Genomic DNA, 16,401 nt, shown 5'->3' on the forward strand with positions numbered 1-16,401 from the left:
AGCGAGGTGCCCTCGGTGATGATCACGTGGGCATGGTGCAGGAGCCGGTCGACGGCGGCGGTGGCCAGGGTCTTGGGCATGATGGTGTCGAACCCGGCCGGGTGGATGTTGGAAGTGACGGCGAGGCTGCGGCGTTCGTAGGTCGCGTCGACGAGGCGGTAGAAGGCCTCGGCGGCGGCTTGGCCGGAGGGCAGCATCCCGATGTCGTCGACCACGATGAGCTCGGCCCGGGTGATGCGGTTGATGGTCTTGCTGATCGAGCCGTCCACGGCGGCGCGCCCGATCGCGGCGGTGAGGGACTCGAGGGTGAACCAGGAGACCCGCATGCCGGCGTCGATGACGTGGTGGGCGAGGGCCTCGACGAAGTGGGTCTTGCCGGTGCCCGAGGGCCCGGAGATCGCGAGGTTCTCGGCACGACCGACCCACTCGAGGGTGGCCAGGGCGGACTGGGTCGGTGCGGGGATCGAGGAGTCGTGCTCGCGCCAGGAGTCGAAGGTCTTCCCGGCGGGCAGGCCGGCGGCCTTGCGGCGGGCCGTACGGGTGGCCTCGTCGCGCCCACGGGCTTCCTCGGCGAGCAGCACCCGCAGCACCTCGGTGGGGTCCCAGCGTTGGGAGCGGGCGGTGGCCAGCACGTCGGGGGCGGCCGCGCGCAGGTAGGGCATCCGCATCCGTTTGAGCACCGCGGCGAGGTCTTCGGGCAGCGGCGGGGCCGGCGGGGCGGTGGTGGTCGTGTTCATCGGGCGGTCTCCTCGGTCCTGTCGGTTGTGCTGGTTGTCGTGGGGGCGCCGAAGGCGGCCCAGGCGGCGGTGCCGGGCTGGGCGGAGTGGGTCTCGTCGGCGGCCACGAGCCCGGCGGCGGTGGCCCCGGTGGCCTGGTGGTCGAGGATCGCGGCCAGGTCCCCCTCGCCGAAGCGCCCAGCGGCCGCGGCGATCCCGAGGGCGGCGTCCACGGGCCCGGCCCCGGTGAGGGCGGCGAGCTCGACGGCGGCGGCCATCTTCGCCCGGATCCGGGTGGCCCCGGCCGCGGAGGCCTCGATCAGCCAGGCCTGGGCGCCGGCGCCCAGGGCCAGGAACTCGGCCTCGGCCGCCGACCGGGCCTTCGGCCGGGGCGGACGTGGGGCGCCGGCGGGGTCCTGCGGGTGGTCGGGGTAGTGGGCCAGGTCGATCCGCGGATTGCCCGGGGTCGAGAGCCGGTGGCGGGCGACCTCGGTGAGCCCGGCCCGCCCGGCAGCCCAGCCCGGGGTCACGGCGAGGGTGTCGAGGTCGGCCACGACCACCAGCTCCTCTCCGGCGACCCGCACCCACACCTCGGCTCCCACGAGTCCAGGCGGGGTGGAGTAGCGCACCGAGCCGAACCGGATGGTCTGGTCGGTGCCCACCGTGCGGGTCACCCCCAGGGTCGCCGTGTGCGGGGCGACCGGGAGCACGTGCAACCGCTGCTGCTCCTCGACCAGCGCCTGGTCGGGCACCCGGGCCGTCTCCCGGTGGGTGCGCCCGTTGACCTTGGTGCAGAACGCCGCACAGGCGGCCTCGAGCTGCCCGAAGGAGGCGTAGTGCTCGCGCAGGTTCGCCTCGGTGGGCACCAGGTCGGCCTTGGCGATGCGCACCGTGGACTCCGACCCGCCCTTGGACTCCGGGTCGTAGGGCACGCAGGTGTGCACCTGGGTGCCGTAGTGCCGGCCGGCTTGAACGATCTGCGGATGCCGCACCGGCACCCCGGCGACGTGATCGACGGTCACGGTCCTGGGGTTGTCGGTGAGCACGTAGGTGGGCACCCCGCCGATCCTCGTCAGGGTCGCATCCAGGCACCCGATCAACGTGGGCAGGGTCTGGTCCCACACCGGGATCACCACCCGGAACCGCGACCACGCCAGCCAGGCGCAGAACAGCCAGGTGCGCCGCGGGGTGCCGTCGGGGCCGGGGACCCTCGGGCCTTCGCCCCAGTCGAACTGCAGCCACAAACCCGGCTCGGTGATCCAGGGCCGGTAGGTGCGCCGGTGCCCGGCCCGCCAGGCCGCCTTGACCTGCGCCACCGCCCGCCGGGTGGTGCGCTCGGTCCCGCAGAATCCGACCGCGACAAGGCGGGCGTGGACGACGTCGGCGCGGACCGTGCCCTGGCTACGCTCCACCCACTCCTCGATCTTGGGCAGGTGCACGTCGATCATCCGGGGACGCCGACCCGGCCCCGTCACCGGCCGGCCCGCGTCCCGAGCGGCGGCGTAGCGACGGACCGTCTTCGGATCGACCCCGGCCAGGGCCGCGGCCGAGTGCGCCGAGCCGGTGGCGTCATAGGCTTCGAGAATTTCCATGATCTCCCTGTCAGACTTCTTCATGCGTCCCTCCGGCGGGTGGTGCTCCAGGTGGTCAGAGACCTCGAGCGAACCCCCGGAGGGACGTCTGCGTGGGGACCGACACGAGCCCGGCCCCGTGGCCCAGGACAGGGAGATCAACTGTCCGTCAGCAGGGAGGTACGTGTCCGCCTACAGGGAGATTGGCATGTCCGCTAGCAGCCGGTGGACCCGGTGGTCGGGCACCGGTTCACCACGCGGTTGGCTCGGGACTACTACGTCACCGCCGCCGGGGCCGCCTACTCCGTGCACCCGGGGGCGATCGGGCGCCTGGTCGAGGTGGTCGTGGACCTGCACACCGTCACCGTCACCTGTGCTGGGCGCACCGTGGCCGCCCATCAGCGGGTCTGGGGATCCGGTGCCACGATCACCGACCCCGCCCACGTGGCCGCCGCGGCCCTCATGCGCCGGACCCACCAACAGCCCCCTGCCGAGGCTGTTGCGGGCGGACAGGTCGAGGTCGCCGATCTCGGGGTCTACGACCGTTTGTTCGGGATCGAGGTCGCCTGATGCGCCCGGCCACCGGCTCGGCCCCGCGGGCGCTGACGGATGCGGACAAGCAGATCCTCCACCACGCCCGGGAACTGAAAGCCCCCCGGATCGCCGCTGACTACGCCCGGATCGCCGACACCGCCCGGGATCAGCAGTGGAGCCTGGAGGAGTACCTCGCCGCCGTACTGGGGACCGAGGCCGCGGCCCGGGCCGCTTCGGGAGCAGCGCTGCGGATCAAGGCCGCCGGGTTCGAGGCGATCAAGACGCTCACCGACTTCGACTTCACGGCCCAGCCCTCCCTGGACCGGGGGCTGATCGCGCGCCTGGAAGCCGGGGCGTACCTGGTGCAGGCCGGCAACGTGGTGCTGTTGGGGCCCCCAGGCACCGGCAAGACCCATGTGGCCACCGGGCTGGGGATCGCCGCGGCCCGGACCGGTCACCGGGTCGCGTTCAACTCCGCCACCGGCTGGGTCACCCGCCTGCACGCCGCCCACGCGACCGGGCGCCTGGAGGCGGAGCTGGCCAAGATCGCCCGGATCCCGCTGGTCATCATCGACGAGCTGGGCTACGTGCCGATCGAGGCTGCGGCCGCGAACCTGTTCTTCCAACTGGTCTCGACCCGCTACGAGAAGGCCTCGCTGATCATCACCTCGAACCTGCCCTTCTCCCGCTGGGGCGAGGTCTTCGGGGACACCACCATCGCTGCGGCCATGATCGACCGCATCGTCCACCACGCCGAGATCATCACCACCAAAGGCACCAGCTACCGCATCCGGCACACCAGCATCGAGACACTGCCTTCCGTCACCGAGACCGGACCGGCAGACTAGAACAACCCCGCGAGGTGCTCACTTTTCACACGGACGAACAGCTCAAACTTCGAGCGGAACCGACATCGGTGACGCCATCGGTGCAGCTGCGCCGGCGCCCGGCCTGCCGGGCACCTCCTGACTCCCGGCCACCTGCACGGCACGGGAAGACCCCACACGAGAGCGCGGGCTGCCCGAGAAGGGACAGCCCGCGCTCCAGGTCGCTCAGATGTCGTCGTGGGAGGTGCGGATGGAGACCTTGCACATGGCCAGCCAGTGGAAGAGTCCGCCGAGGGCGGCGCCGAACAACCAGGCGAAGCCGCTGAACTGGGCCAGCTGGGGCAGCCACACGGTGAGGACCGAGAACACGGCGGCCAGGGAGAAGGCCAGGACCGCACGACGGTTCCAGCCGTTGGTGAACCAGTAGGTCCCCTGCGGGTCGGCCGAGTAGAGGTCGTTCAGGTTCAGCTTCTGCTTACGCACCAGGTAGTAGTCGGCGACGATGATGCCGTAGAGCGGGGCGAGCACCGCGCCGAGCGTGTCCACGAACCGGGGCAGGCCGATGCTGGAGATCACCGCCACCCACAGGGCTCCGATGACGAACCCGGCCACCGCCGTGATCATGCCCGCCCGGCGGAAGGAGATCTTGGCCGGGTTGATGTTGGACAGGGAGTACGACGGCGGGATGAAGTTCGCGACGACGTTGATGCCGAGCGTGGCCACGAGGAACGTCACCGCCGCGAGCACCGTCAGCGGGACGTTGTCGACGGCGGCGACGATGTCGGCGGGGTTGGTGAGCGGCTCGCCCTCACCGTTCTGGTAGAGCAGGTAGGCGCCGGCGGTGATGAACACGGAGAGGAACGTGAACAGCGCCAGGCTCAGCGGCAGGCCGGTGAGGTTCCCGAAACGCATGGCCCGCTCGGAGCGCACGTTGCGGGCGAAGTCGCCGAAGTTGATCACCACGGCGGCGAAGTAGGCGATCATCGTGCCCGTCACCCCCACGAACGCGGCGACGGCCGCCCAGCCGGTGACGTCCGAGGAGGAGAAGACCGTGCCGACCGCCCGCGGCAGATCGCTGCCCAGCTGCACCCAGATCGCCACCAGCAGGGCGATCATCACCAGGTACACGGCCGGCCCGGCGATGTTGAGGAAGTTGGCGATCCGCTCGACGCCGCCGAGGAACAGCGCCACCTGCAGCGCCGAGGCGACGACGTAGGAGATCCACGAGATCCCGTCCATCCCCAGGAACTGCGGGCCGCCGGGGGAACCCAGGACGGCGTTGAGGGCCAGGGCGATGGCCGTGGAGGCGAAGTACGTCTGCGCCCCGTACCAGAAGATCGCCACGACGGCGCGGACGATCGCGGGGAACTGCGCCCCGCGCACACCCATCGAGGCCCGGGCCAGCACCGGGTAGGGGAAGCCGTACTTCACGCTGGGCCGGCCGCTGAGGTCCACGAGCACCTTGACGACGAACCCGGCCAGGAGGATCGCGGCGAAGACGAACCACCCGTTGATGCCGGCCGTGATGAACAGGCTCGCCGCGAGCGTGTAGCCGGCCAGGCTCTGGATGTCGTTGGACCAGACGTTGAAGATCGCGAACCAGCCCCAGGTCCGCCGCGAGGCCGGCAGGGGCGCCAGGTCCTCGTTGTGGAGCGACGGGTCCGCGGCCCGGACGGCGAGAGCGGCGTCCTCGAGGTCGTTGTTGAGGAGAGTCATGGCTGGGTCCCTTCCGTGCACCTAGCATGAGCATAATTTCGGGATGTGAAAGAGTTCTTTCGTTCCACAAAAATATGATGCGCATCACAGGCTGTCAATGATGAAAGGGACATTTCATGTCTGTGACGACCGCCCGTCCTCGGAGGCGGAGGCCTGCGCGCTCGAGACGGCCGACCGTCGGACGTCGAGCCAGACCCGCACGCCCCCTGCGGGGAGGGCCGGGTCTGCGCCGGAAGCGCGTGGGACCACCGCTCGCGCGGTCTCCGTCTTCCCCCGGCTCGCCGGACAGGCACTGGTCCGGCCGCGCGTGCGTTGACGTCGAGGAACCAGGGGCACCGCCGGAACGCTCGTGAGGGCGAGGCCTCGACTACGTCCTCGCCGACGGTTCTCCGACAGCGAGCGCACCGGTCAGCCAGGCCCCCGGTGGGCCTCGGCGGACCGGATCCCCGAGATGGTCCCGTGCGGGCGGTCGAGGCGGCGGGCGCCGAACCCCTGCTTCAGATGCCGTGGCGGCAGGCCACGGAGGCACCGGACTCCCGCCGCTGCCGCCCGCCGGGCCTCGTCGTCAGCCGGGGTGTGCCACGGTGATCGTGGTGCCGTCGGAGTCGCCGTCGGGATCGTCGTTGCCGGCGGCGTCGTAGGCCAGCCCGTCGAACCGCAGGGCGTCGACCCGGAACGCCGCCGAGGCGGTGCCCTTGGACAGCCGCGGGCTCTGGACCGCGCAGCTGCCGTCCGCCCCGGTCGTGCACGAGACAGCGGTACCGGTCGTGGTCCACGTGCCCTCGACCGCGGCGCCCGCCACGGCCAGCCCCGCGTCGTCGACAGCGGTGGTCGTGACCGTCGCCTGCCACTGGTTCCTCGCGACCGCCGCCGCGGCGCCGTCGAGGTCCGCGACCCGCAGGGAACCGCCGTCGGGCGTCGTCCCGCCGTCCGTCGAGGACGCCAACAGGTCGGCGACGTGGAGGCGGATGGAGGGCAGCAGGGCGTAGAGGCGTGCCCCGGGGCACTCGGTGGCCTGGTAGTCGCGGTGCCCGCCGATGGTCGGGACCGTCCTCTTCTCACCGTTGACCGGGTTCACGTAGACGACCTCGGCCAGGGGGTCGAGCCCGTGGCGCCCCGCCAGTTCGGCCAGCAGTTGCTCGAGCGTGGACACGGCCGCAGCCTTGGGCTCCGCGCCGAACCTGCGGTGGGTGGTGAACTCCCCGAGCAGGGCGACGCCCAGGTTCCCGGAGTTCCAGCCGCCCGTGTGGGCTCCGGTGACCATCTCGTCGAAGACGCTGTCGTTGTCGATGTCCTTGTCGACGTCGGACTCATGGCCGAATTCCCTGCCGTCACCGCTCGCGGTGCCGCACGACGTGCTGGCGGTGCCCGACCACCGGCCCTCGTAGACGATGCCCTGCTCGTCGATGAGGTACTGGTAGCCGATGTCGCCCCAGCCCTGGTCGACCGCGTGGTACCGGTAGATGGCGCGGACGGTTCCGGCCGGGTCGGGGTCGTTGTTGGTGGTGGCGGTGTGGTGGACGGTCGCCACCTGGGCGTCGTGGAACTGCGGTGCCCACACCTCGTTGCCGGAGGCGTCGTGGCGCAGGGCCTCGTCGGCCCCCCAGTCGGCACGTGACCGGCACTGGCTGCTGGTGAGGGCCTGGGCGGCCCCGCCGCCCTCCCGGCCCACCACCATGGGCGGACCGTCCGTGGTGTTGATGTGCACCACCTGGGGGTCCACCGCGTCCGCAGGGATGCCCCGGACCTGGTATCCCTTGGCGCCGTTGCCGGGCACCAGCCCGCTCGCCCACTGGCCCTCGGCCTGGATGCCGTCCTCGATCAGGTCGATCCACGGCCCCCACCCGTCGTCCCCGAGCAGTCGCACCGCACCGTGGGGTTCGGTCCGTCCCCGCTCGTCCGCGTGCTCGTGACCCGCAGGGGTCTTCCAGATGACCCCGAGATGGTCGATCCCGAACTCCGTCGTCACGGGCCCGGTCTGCGCGGGTCGCCGGTCGGCCAGCGTCTCCGGCACCGTCCGGGCCACCGCGGGCCCGGACCACACCACGGCCAGCGAGATCACGAGGCCGGCGACGACGGCGTGCACGAGGAGTTTCAGAAGACGGCGCATGGGTTCCTCCTGGAGTGATCGATCGCTGCGCACAGGGCTCCGGATCGCGTGCCGCCGCTTCCCGCCGGCACGTCGCACCCCCCGCTCGTGGGGACAGTGTGGGCCGACCCGCGGACCAGCACAATCACCCCTGCGCTTCCCGGCGCTGTGCGACCTGCGACTGCGCTGTGCGACCTGCGACTGCGCTGTGCGACCTGCGTCAGCGCTGTGATGCCTGTGGCCGGGCGCGAAGAGTCGTCCCAGCTTCCTCCTGCTGGGGCGTTCAGGTGTTTGAACGCCCCAGGAGCCGGTGTTCAGGCGTTTGAACGCCGCACCGTCTACTGCGGGGTCTGCCCCGGTCATAGCCTCGAAGTACGCGGCGGGCCGGGGGGCTCGTCGCACCGCAGGGGCCACCTCGGGTGGACGTGTCGGCGCAGGCGCCGGCGTCCCTGCGGATCGGAGAAGCAGCCGTCCAGCGGCCTCCTCCCCGCGGTGCCTGAGGGTCCGCGGGGAGGGGCTCCGTCACTGGGGCAGAACTTACGGGGGAACATCATGAACAAGGGCATTCTGGCAACCATCACGGCGACCGCCTTCGCAGCGTCACTGGCGGTGGCGGCACCCGCCTCGGCCGCGGTCACGTTCGACGCGGCAACGGGCAACGGCTTCGTCGGCAAGGGCGACGTGCAGCTGGCCGCGGGGTGGAACAACAAGCAGCTCCAGGACAACGCCGCCGCGGTGAACTTCAAGGCGCAGACCGTGTCCGCGACGGAGGCGACCTGGACCTGTGACCGGGACGCGGGCCCCCAGACGCAGGCCCGCGCCAGCACGACCACCACCACCACGAGCGGAGTGGTCAGCGCGATCGCCCGCGAGCGCAACCAGATCACCGGTTTCGTCCTCAGCGGGTACGACGGCGGCGATCCCGTTGTCGAGGAAGAGCGGGACGGCCCTGCCGTCGGCTCCTGCGCCACCGGATGGACGGCCATCAACCTGGTCGTGGGCGAGACGGAAGTGCTGGACTCCGGCCTCTTCCTGTTCGTCGGGGGGAACCTGATCGGGGAACTGGCCATCACCCCGGTCGTCTGACGACCGGCGCCACACCGACCGAGGAGGGTTCCGGGCCGACGAGGCTCGGGGCCCTCCTCGTCCGTCCGGCGGCGACGCCGCAGGACGTCCCCGCCGCCCGAGAGGAGGGCTCGTGACCGGCACCGAGCGCCACCGGCAGCACCCCGGGCACGGCACCCGCCGCCTCTGCCCGCCCTGGTGCGTGACCGGCCACGGCGTCCACCTCGGTGAGGAGGACTGGGTGCACGTGGGCGAACCGTTGACGGTGGCCCCCGGCGTCGTGGCGCGCCTGGGCATGTCGGTCGACCCGGGCACGGGCGCCGTGGACGGCCCGTACGTGCTGGTCGGGGGCACGGAGTGCACCTTGGCCCAGGCTGCGGCCCTCGGTGCCGCGCTGGTGGAGCTGGCCCGGACCGGGGCGGGTCCTACTCGCCCTTGAGCACGCGGAAGGCGCTCTCCCGGTCCTTGACCCGCAGCTTGCGCAGCACCGCCGAGACGTGGACGCGCACCGTGGTCGGCGAGACGAAGAGCTTGGTCGCCACCTCCTCGGTGGACCGTCCCTCGGCGAGCAGCTCCATGACCTCCCACTCGCGCGGGCTGAGCTTGGCCGCCGCCCGCGACCCCCGCCGGAAGAACTGGCGGCCCGGTGCCCGGAACTCCTGCAGGACACGGGTGACGAGCGCGGGGGTCATTGCCGCCTCCCCCGCCAGGACGCCGCGCAGTGCCCCCGGCAGGGTCGCCGGATCGGCGCCCTTGAGCAGGTACCCGGCCGCGCCCGCCCGCAGGGCGTCGAAGAGGTCCTCGTCATCACCGGACCGGGTGAGCATCACCACCGCGGTCTGCGGGAGGCTGCGGCTGATCTGCTCGGCGGCCCGGATCCCGTTGCCGGGCATGTGGATGTCGAGCAGCGCCACGTCCGGGCGGTGCTCACCGGCCAGTCGCACGGCGTCGTCGGCGTTCGCGCCCTCGGCGCACACCTCGCAGCCGTCGGCCTCCAGCGCCTCGCGGACCGCCGCCCGCAGATGTGCGTGGTCGTCGGCGACCACGACCCGGATCCGCTCCCCGGCGCCGCCGTCCACCGCCTCGTCGTCTACCACGTGACCGTCACCTCGCTCCCCACGCCCGGTTCCGAGCGCACCTCCAGCGCTCCGGGCAGCGACCGCGCCCGTTCCCGCATGCTGATCAGACCGTACCCGGCGCCCGTCCCGGTGGCGCGTCCGACGTCGAATCCGGTTCCGTCGTCCTCGACGACCAGGCTGCTGTGGTCGCCGTCCCGGGCCAGCCGCAGGCACAGCCGCTCGGCACGGCCGTGGCGCACCGCGTTGGTCACCGCCTCGCGGGCGATGCGCACGAGCGCGTGGCGCTGCTCCGGGTCGGCGTCGACAGCCTCGTCGACCACGACCTCGAGCCGCACGCCGTGCCGCTGGGCCATCTCCCGGGCGGCGCGGTGCAGGAGAAGGCCGAGCGTCTCGTCACCGCCGTGGCCGAGCGCGTGGACGGCGGCCCGGGCCTCGTCCAGCGCCCGGTCGCACGCGCCGAGGATGCGTTCCCGGGCCGGGGCCCCCGGGGGCAGCCCGTGCCCGGCCATCCGGATGAGCGAGAGCTCCTGGACCACGCCGTCGTGCAGTTCCCGCGCCAGCCGGCGCCGGTCCTCCAGCACCGCCGCCCGGGAGTACGCGTTCCAGTACTGCTCGATCTCGCGGAGCGCCCCGACCAGCAGGAGCAGGTAGAACCCCGTGCGCAGCACGTCGCCGGCGTAGAGCCAGTCGGTGTACAGGGACGGGAACAGCGCGTAGTTGACGCGGGCGAAGGCCGCCAGGGCACAGGCCGGCCCGAGCCAGTGCAGGAGGGGGTCGGGCCGCCGCGCCGCCTGCGCCGAGAAGAGGAGCGAGGCGACGGCGAAGCACAGCGCCGTTCCGGCCTGCGCCGTCACCAGCACAGGGTGGCCGGTGAGCAGTCCCTGCACGGCCGGCACGGACGCCTCCGGCGTCCACAGGGCCGAGGGCAGCCGGTCCCGCCACGTCCACAGGGCCGCGGACGCCGTCACGACGACCGCCGCGGGCACCACGACCGTCCACGGCCACCCCACCCGTACGGTCCGGCGACCGGGCCGCACCACCGCGGCCGCCGTGATGAGAACGGCACCGGCGACCCGGAGGACCAGGGGGAGCCAGACGTCCAGGGTGCCGTGCTGCCCGTGGGAGAGCCACTCCGCGAGGGCCGTCAGACCGAGACCGGCCACCGCCAGGAGCACCAGCCCCTGTGCCAGCAGCAGGTCCTGGACCCGGCCGCGCCGCAGGAACCGTCCGTGCAGGAGGTAGGCCGCCAGCAGGGCCACGCAGGCGTCCACGGAGTCCAGGACCACGTGCATCAAGGGATTGCGGTAGCCGAAGAGCACGTAGGGGCTCCACAGGACGAGGGCGGTCACCAGCAGACCGACCCCCCATCCGGCCAGCGTCAGCCCGACGGCCGACCGGATGCTGTCCGCGTCCGGGTCGCCGTCCACCGGCACGGCGGGAGATCGCATGCACCGGATCCTACGGTCGGCCGACCCGCCGGGACGTCACATTCCATGCATTTCCCTGGGTGTGACGCCGGGCCGGCCGTCCTACGTCCTTGCCCCGTCACGGACCGGCCGGAGCCAGCAGGCCAGCACGAGCACGCCGGGGAGTGTGGAGGCCAGGGCGAGCAGACCGTAGCCGAGGGAGATGGCGAAGCCCGTCTGCGCGGGAATCCCGTGCGCCACCGCCGCCAGGGTGGTGATGCCCTCACGCGGCCCCCAGCCGCCCACGCCGACGGGCAGGGACATGCCGGCCAGGCCCAGGACCGTGGTGCCCCACAGGCCGCCGAGGGGTTCGTGCGGGGCGGTGCGGACCGCCGCCAGGAGGAACAGGCCCTGGTAGCTCGCCCAGACCAGCACGGACAGGAACCACACCGCCGCGCGGTCGCCCGCGGGGGACGCCCGGGTCGAGCGCCAGGCCACCGCCCCGACCACCAGCGCCCCGAGTCCCAGCACCACGGCGAGCCACGGGCCGACGGCCAGCGCCGGCACGGTCCCGGCGGCCAGGAGCACCGACGTTCCGGCCAGCCGTTCTCCCACCACGGACCCGCCGGCCCCCGGCCAGGTGTCCCCCCGGCGCCGGCGGCGGAGCACCCGGACGGCGTCCCCGGCGACGCCCCCGGGCAGCAGCAGGTTGACGAGTCCGGCCGCCCAGCACTCGGCGAGGGCTTCCCGGAACCCGATCCGCGCGCCGCGGCCGCGGGCCACCAGACGCCACCGCTGAGCCTGGGCCGCGGTGCCCACGAGGCCGGCGGCCAGCGCGAGAGCAACGGTCCCCGGGCCGAGGATCCCCACCGCACTGACGGCGGCCTCCGTGCCCAGGGCTTGGAAGAGGGCCACCAGGAGCACGAGACCGGCGAGCGCCTGTGCCAGCGGCACCACCACGCGGCGCGTGCGGTGTCGGCGCACGGGCGGGGTGTCGGCAGGCATGGGCGCAGTCTAGCCACGCCGGCAGGACGCGGATTGACGGGGCGGCCCGGCCCTGCCCAGGATGAAGGCCCCGACCCGGAAGGCGGACGCATGCCACCGACCAGGCCACCCCGCCCGCTCCCCTCCGCGCGCGGCGACGGTGCGCTGGCGTTCCTGGCGCTGGGCGCCGCCCTCGCCCTGGTCGGCCTCGCGGCTGAGGTCTCGGCCCCCGCGCTGGTGGTCTCCGTGCTGCTGGCCGTCACGGTGCTGGGGGCCGTGGTGCGCAGCACCGTGCGCCGGCTGGACGAACCGTACGGGCCCGCCGACCGGATCACGGTGGCGCGCTCCGTGCTGGTCGCGGTGAGCGCAGCGCTGCTGCCCGTGGGACTGGCCCCCGTGCTCGAGCGGATCGCCGACCGGCCCGCCGACGCGTGGTGCTGGGCCGTGTTCGCCGTCGCGCTGCCCGCCTGGGTCCTGGACGGGATCGACGGGCGGGTGGCCCGCCGCACCGGCACGGCCACGCAGGCGGGGGCGCGGTTCGACCAGGAGGTGGACGCGGCCCTGCTGCTGATCCTCTCCGTGGCCGTGGCCGTGCGCCTGGGCCTGCCGGGCGCGTGGTGGGTCCTGCTGATCGGCCTGATGCGCTACCTGTTCCTGCTCGCCCTCCGGCAGCGGCCGACGTGGCGGCGGCCGCTGCCCCACAGCGGGTACCGTCGCACCACGGCCGGGATCCAGGGCGGGGTGCTGCTCGGCGCCCTGGTCCCCCTCATCCCGCTGCCGCTGGCCGTGGCCGCCACGGCCGTCGCCCTGCTGCTCCTGCTCGTCTCCTTCGGGCGCGACGTCGTGTGGCTGGAACGGACGGGCCGGCGGCTCAGCTGACCCGCGGCAGGCCGAGCACGTCCGCGTGCCCCACCGTGGCACGGAGCTTGTGCCGGGCGCAGTCCACCAGGCGGGTGCGCAGCCAGGCGTGGGCCTCCGCCGTGAGATCGGGACGGTGCTCGACCGCGGCGTCCGCCCGGTCGGCGAGGAACCGCCGCAGCAGCGGCTGGGACCACGGCTGGTCGTTCACCCACCAGGGGGTGGGCACCACTTCGACGTCCATCCCCTCCTCCCGCAGCGCAGCGTCGGCGAGCCGGACGGCGTCCGTGCCCGCCAGCTCCTCGCGGTGCTGGTGGTCCTCGAAGGCGCCGAGCACGGGGGCGTCCAGGTGGTGCGGCGGATCGAGGTGCACCTCTCCGTCGACCGTGAGGGCGAACAGCGCCGGAACGCCGTTCCGGGCGAGCACGCGGGCGAGCTCCTGCACCTGCTCCCGGCTCAGGAGGTCGAGCAGCGCGGAGCACGTGACCAGGCGGCGGCGTGCCGGGTGCTCCTCCAGCACTCGGCCCAGCTGCTCGACCCCGGCGAGCACCGGCACCACGTCCGCCGCGTCCTCCCGGGCGGAGGCCACGGCCTGCTCGAGCAGGTCGCGGTCGTGGTCGAGCAGGATCCAGCGCTGCGGACCGGGCAGGTGCGCGGCGAGCCACTCGCGGTTCGCCCCCGTCCCGGCGCCCAGGTCCACGACGACGACGGGGTCGTCCTCGCCGACGCCCGGGGAGAGCTGCGCCCAGTGGCGGACGAGACGCTCGATCAGGGGGAGGGTGTCCTCCCGGGCCTCGGCGTCGGCGGGCGCGCGCAGCGCCAGCCAGTCACCGGCCACGGGCCGGTCGGGTGCGGGGTGGGTCATGGTGACGGTCTCCTGTCGTCCGGGATCGGATGGGTGCACGGGTCGGCGGTCGGGGCGCTGACGGTCGGCGCGACGGCGGTCGGGGCGCCGAGGGCGGGGGCGGGGGCGGGGCCGAGAGCCGCGAGGACGTCGCGGGCGGTGTCGTCCCAGGTGCGCAGGCTCTCACGGCGGGCCCGGGCGGCGGCGGTCCACCGGGCGCGAACGGCCGGATCGGTCAGCCAGTCGTGCAGCGCCCCGGTCCAGGCGGTGGGGTCCGCGGTGTCCAGGACGGCGCCGGCCGGCTCCGTGGCCGGGACGGAGCCCTCGGGGACGCCCTCGAAGGCCTCGACCGCGCCGGTGCCCGCGGCGACCAGGGCCGGCACGCCGTGGGCGAGTGCCTCGGTGACCACCATGCCGTAGGTCTCGGCGGCCGAGGGCAGCACGAGCAGGTCGGTGGCCGCCCACTGCTCCGCCAGGTCGGCGCCCGTGCGCGGGCCGGTGCGGCGGACGCGACCCGGTGCGGGGAACGCGTCGATCGCCTCCTGCAGCGTCCCGACGTAGCCGGGCGGACCGGGCGCCCCCACGAGGTCCAGGGTCCAGTCGAGGTGGACCAGCGGGGCGAGAGCCTCCAGCAGGAGGAGCTGGTTCTTCAGCGGGGTCAGCGAGCCCACGCAGGACAGCCGGGGCGGGGACGACCCGTGGGCCAGGGGCGCGGGGTGCGTGCCGGGCACCGCCACGGACACGTCGTCCAGGCCGTAGCGCCGCCGCAGGTCCCGGGCGGCCCAGTCGCTGGTCACGAGCACACCGGACGCGACCGCCAGCGCGGCGGCCTCGAGCTCCGCCAAGGCCTCCGCCTCGGCCGCGTCCAGTCCGGTCTCGGCCGGCAGCGGGAGGTGGACCAGGACGTGGACGGGAATCCCGGCCCGCACGGCGTCCTCCACCACGTCCGGGGCAGCGCAGCCGACGAGGCCGTCCAGCAGCACCGTCCGCCCCGGCACCGGCCCGCCCAGCGCCGCCCGCAGCCCGGCACGGTCCGCCGCGTCGGGACGGGGCCAGCTCCCCGCGACCGGGACGGTGCGGGCGCGGTGGCCGAGTCCGTGCAGCGCGGCCACGAGACGCTGGTCGTACAGGGAGCCACCGGTCGGACGCGCGTCGTCGGGCATCACGACGTCGACCGCCGGAACCGGGACGCTCACGGGACGGGCGCCGGGCCGCCGCGCTCGTTGAGCACGGGCAGCTCGAGCGTGTAGGAGGCCCACGCGTCCGGGTTCTCCCGCAGGGTGACCGTGAGGCGGTCGAGCCCCACGATGCCCGCAGCCCCCGCCGCGAGCCGCTCCGCGATGTGCTGGGCGAGGACCTCGGTGGTGGTCAGGCGGCCCGTGAAGTCGGGGTGCTCGTCGAGATTGCGGTAGCGCAGCCCGTCGAGGACCCCGGAGAGCAGCTGGGAGGCCACGCCGATGTCCATGACCACGCCGTGCTCGTCCAGCACCGGCCGCGCCCACGTGGTCTCCACCGCGTAGGTGGCCCCGTGCAGCTGCTGTGCCGGGCCGAAGAAGGGGTCGGGCAGGCTGTGCGCGATCATGATGTGGTCTCGGACGGTCAGGGTGAACACGGGTCTCCTGGGATGTCGGGGTCGGGTCGTCGGGGTCAGGTCGTCGGGCCGTAGGCCACCACGTGGCACAGCACGTCGGAGGACCCTCCGGCGAGCCGGTCCATGGTCTCCGGGAGCTGCTCGAAGCGCGAGGAGCCGGAGAGCAGGGCGTCGAAGCGGGGGTCGCGAAGGGCGTCCAGGGCCGTGGCGAGCCGGTCCGCGGTGGTGCGGCGTGCGCGGCGGGCGGCGGCCACGGCCCCGACCTGGCTCGCGCGGATCTGCAGCCGGCGGGCGTGGAAGTCCGCCCCGAGCGGGACCGCGGGGTCCTCGTCGCCGTACCAGGACATCTCGATCAGCTCGCCCTCGTCGCCCAGCAGCTCGAGACCCCGCGCCAGCCCGGCCGCCGTGGAGGACGCGTGGACGACGACGTCGCACTCCCCCGCCGCGTCCTCCGGTGCCATGTGCTCCACGCCGAGCCGCCGGGCGAGCGCGGCCCGCGACGGCTGGGGATCGACGAGCTGGAGCCGGCCGAGGGGGAAGCGGGCCAGCAGCGCGGCCGTGCACGCGCCGATCATCCCCGCGCCGACCACGGCCACCCGGTCCCCGAAGCGGGGGCCGGCCTCCCACAGCGCGTTGACGGCGGTCTCGACGGCGCCGGCGAGCACGGCGCGCTCGGAGGGCACGTCGTCCGGCACGGGGGTGACGGCGGAAGCGGGCAGGACGTAGCGGTCCTGGTGCGGGTGCAGGCTGAACACCCGCCGGCCCACGAGCGGTTCCGGCCCCTCCTCCACGACGCCGACGGAGAGGTAGCCGTACTTCACCGGCCCGGGGAAGGCCCCCTCCTGGAAGGGGGCGCGCATCCGCTCGTGCACCCGCGCCGGCACCAGGCCCCGGTGGACGAGCGACTCGGTGCCCCGGCTGATCCCCGAGCACAGCGCCCGGACCAGCACCTGGTCCGGGCCCGGCGCGGGCAGCGGCGCGGTGCGCAGCTCGCCCCGGCCCGGCACCACGGTCCAGTACGCACGGCTCGTGCGGGGTCCGGGCGTTGCGGCGTGAGCGGTGTCGGTCATGGACCCATTGTGTCGGTCGCGGCCCGCCGCGCACAGGCGCGGGCCGGGGCG

The 16,401-nt window shown here is 73.8% G+C and carries 16 protein-coding genes; 5 read left to right on the forward strand and 11 right to left on the reverse strand.

Translation table 11 applies throughout. The features are described from left to right. Both istB (ACH9EU_RS13935) and istA read right to left on the reverse strand, forming a co-directional pair. Window positions 1–737, reverse strand: a 737-nt coding sequence (istB, locus tag ACH9EU_RS13935; protein ID WP_396412163.1) for an IS21-like element helper ATPase IstB, incomplete at its 3' end; no start/stop codon positions are given. Further along, window positions 734–2,332: an IS21 family transposase gene (gene istA, locus ACH9EU_RS13940; RefSeq protein WP_396412162.1), complete on the reverse strand. Its 1,599-nt coding sequence runs from the start codon at window positions 2,330–2,332 to the stop codon at window positions 734–736. The genes istB (ACH9EU_RS13935) and istA, both read right to left, overlap by 4 nt. Window positions 2,333–2,512: 180 nt before the next feature. Between istA and ACH9EU_RS13945 the strand changes: the two genes are divergently transcribed. Both ACH9EU_RS13945 and istB (ACH9EU_RS13950) read left to right on the forward strand, forming a co-directional pair. Then, complete coding sequence (locus ACH9EU_RS13945; RefSeq protein WP_396414516.1) at window positions 2,513–2,857, forward strand: Mu transposase domain-containing protein; 345 nt, start codon at window positions 2,513–2,515, stop codon at window positions 2,855–2,857. After that, a complete protein-coding gene (gene istB, locus ACH9EU_RS13950; RefSeq protein WP_396414517.1) occupies window positions 2,857–3,669 on the forward strand; it encodes an IS21-like element helper ATPase IstB in 813 nt (270 codons plus the stop codon). The genes ACH9EU_RS13945 and istB (ACH9EU_RS13950) overlap by 1 nt, the downstream gene beginning before the upstream one ends. A 204-nt stretch (window positions 3,670–3,873) precedes the next feature. On the opposite strand, the gene ACH9EU_RS13955 is transcribed toward istB (ACH9EU_RS13950), so the two are convergent. After that, window positions 3,874–5,364 (reverse strand): NCS1 family nucleobase:cation symporter-1, encoded by a 1,491-nt coding sequence (locus ACH9EU_RS13955; protein ID WP_396414518.1) that lies wholly within the window; start codon window positions 5,362–5,364, stop codon window positions 3,874–3,876. 565 nt (window positions 5,365–5,929) lie between these two features. Further along, window positions 5,930–7,474, reverse strand: a complete 1,545-nt coding sequence (locus tag ACH9EU_RS13960; protein ID WP_396414519.1) for an N-acetylmuramoyl-L-alanine amidase — start codon at window positions 7,472–7,474, stop codon at window positions 5,930–5,932. Between the two features lie 531 nt (window positions 7,475–8,005). Here ACH9EU_RS13960 and ACH9EU_RS13965 point away from each other — a divergent pair. Both ACH9EU_RS13965 and ACH9EU_RS13970 read left to right on the forward strand, forming a co-directional pair. Then, window positions 8,006–8,539 carry a hypothetical protein gene (locus tag ACH9EU_RS13965; RefSeq protein WP_396414520.1) on the forward strand — a complete coding sequence of 178 codons (534 nt, stop codon included), beginning with the start codon at window positions 8,006–8,008 and terminating at the stop codon, window positions 8,537–8,539. A 112-nt stretch (window positions 8,540–8,651) separates the two neighbouring features. Next, the gene (locus ACH9EU_RS13970) at window positions 8,652–8,957 is read left to right on the forward strand and encodes a DUF6907 domain-containing protein (protein WP_396414521.1); all 306 of its coding nucleotides are present in this window, start codon (window positions 8,652–8,654) and stop codon (window positions 8,955–8,957) included. Here ACH9EU_RS13970 and ACH9EU_RS13975 read toward each other — a convergent pair. The 3 genes from ACH9EU_RS13975 to ACH9EU_RS13985 form a co-directional block, all read right to left on the reverse strand. Then, window positions 8,944–9,615: a response regulator gene (locus ACH9EU_RS13975; RefSeq protein WP_396414522.1), complete on the reverse strand. Its 672-nt coding sequence runs from the start codon at window positions 9,613–9,615 to the stop codon at window positions 8,944–8,946. The two genes, ACH9EU_RS13970 and ACH9EU_RS13975, sit on opposite strands and share 14 nt — an antisense overlap. Further along, the gene (locus tag ACH9EU_RS13980; RefSeq protein ID WP_396414523.1) at window positions 9,609–11,045 is read right to left on the reverse strand and encodes an ATP-binding protein; all 1,437 of its coding nucleotides are present in this window, start codon (window positions 11,043–11,045) and stop codon (window positions 9,609–9,611) included. The genes ACH9EU_RS13975 and ACH9EU_RS13980 overlap by 7 nt, the downstream gene beginning before the upstream one ends. Before the next feature lie 81 nt (window positions 11,046–11,126). Then, on the reverse strand, window positions 11,127–12,008 hold the full coding sequence (locus tag ACH9EU_RS13985; RefSeq protein ID WP_396414524.1) for a lysylphosphatidylglycerol synthase domain-containing protein: 882 nt from the start codon (window positions 12,006–12,008) through the stop codon (window positions 11,127–11,129). A gap of 90 nt (window positions 12,009–12,098) precedes the next feature. Between ACH9EU_RS13985 and ACH9EU_RS13990 the strand changes: the two genes are divergently transcribed. Continuing rightward, window positions 12,099–12,866 carry a CDP-alcohol phosphatidyltransferase family protein gene (locus tag ACH9EU_RS13990; protein ID WP_396414525.1) on the forward strand — a complete coding sequence of 256 codons (768 nt, stop codon included), beginning with the start codon at window positions 12,099–12,101 and terminating at the stop codon, window positions 12,864–12,866. Here ACH9EU_RS13990 and ACH9EU_RS13995 read toward each other — a convergent pair. The 4 genes from ACH9EU_RS13995 to ACH9EU_RS14010 are packed head-to-tail and all read right to left on the reverse strand — an operon-like array spanning window position 12,859 to window position 16,350. Next, the gene (locus ACH9EU_RS13995) at window positions 12,859–13,710 is read right to left on the reverse strand and encodes a methyltransferase domain-containing protein (RefSeq protein ID WP_396414526.1); all 852 of its coding nucleotides are present in this window, start codon (window positions 13,708–13,710) and stop codon (window positions 12,859–12,861) included. The genes ACH9EU_RS13990 and ACH9EU_RS13995 overlap by 8 nt on opposite strands. Next, window positions 13,707–14,885, reverse strand: a complete 1,179-nt coding sequence (locus ACH9EU_RS14000; protein WP_396414527.1) for a glycosyltransferase — start codon at window positions 14,883–14,885, stop codon at window positions 13,707–13,709. The genes ACH9EU_RS13995 and ACH9EU_RS14000 overlap by 4 nt, the downstream gene beginning before the upstream one ends. Further along, window positions 14,882–15,301 (reverse strand): 6-carboxytetrahydropterin synthase, encoded by a 420-nt coding sequence (locus ACH9EU_RS14005; protein WP_396414528.1) that lies wholly within the window; start codon window positions 15,299–15,301, stop codon window positions 14,882–14,884. Before ACH9EU_RS14005 ends, ACH9EU_RS14000 begins: the two co-directional genes overlap by 4 nt. Before the next feature lie 35 nt (window positions 15,302–15,336). Next, complete coding sequence (locus ACH9EU_RS14010; protein ID WP_396414529.1) at window positions 15,337–16,350, reverse strand: zinc-dependent alcohol dehydrogenase; 1,014 nt, start codon at window positions 16,348–16,350, stop codon at window positions 15,337–15,339. Window positions 16,351–16,401 lie beyond the last annotated feature (51 nt).

This window comes from Kocuria rhizosphaerae, from assembly GCF_044462265.1.
Classification (GTDB): domain Bacteria; phylum Actinomycetota; class Actinomycetes; order Actinomycetales; family Micrococcaceae; genus Kocuria; species Kocuria rhizosphaerae.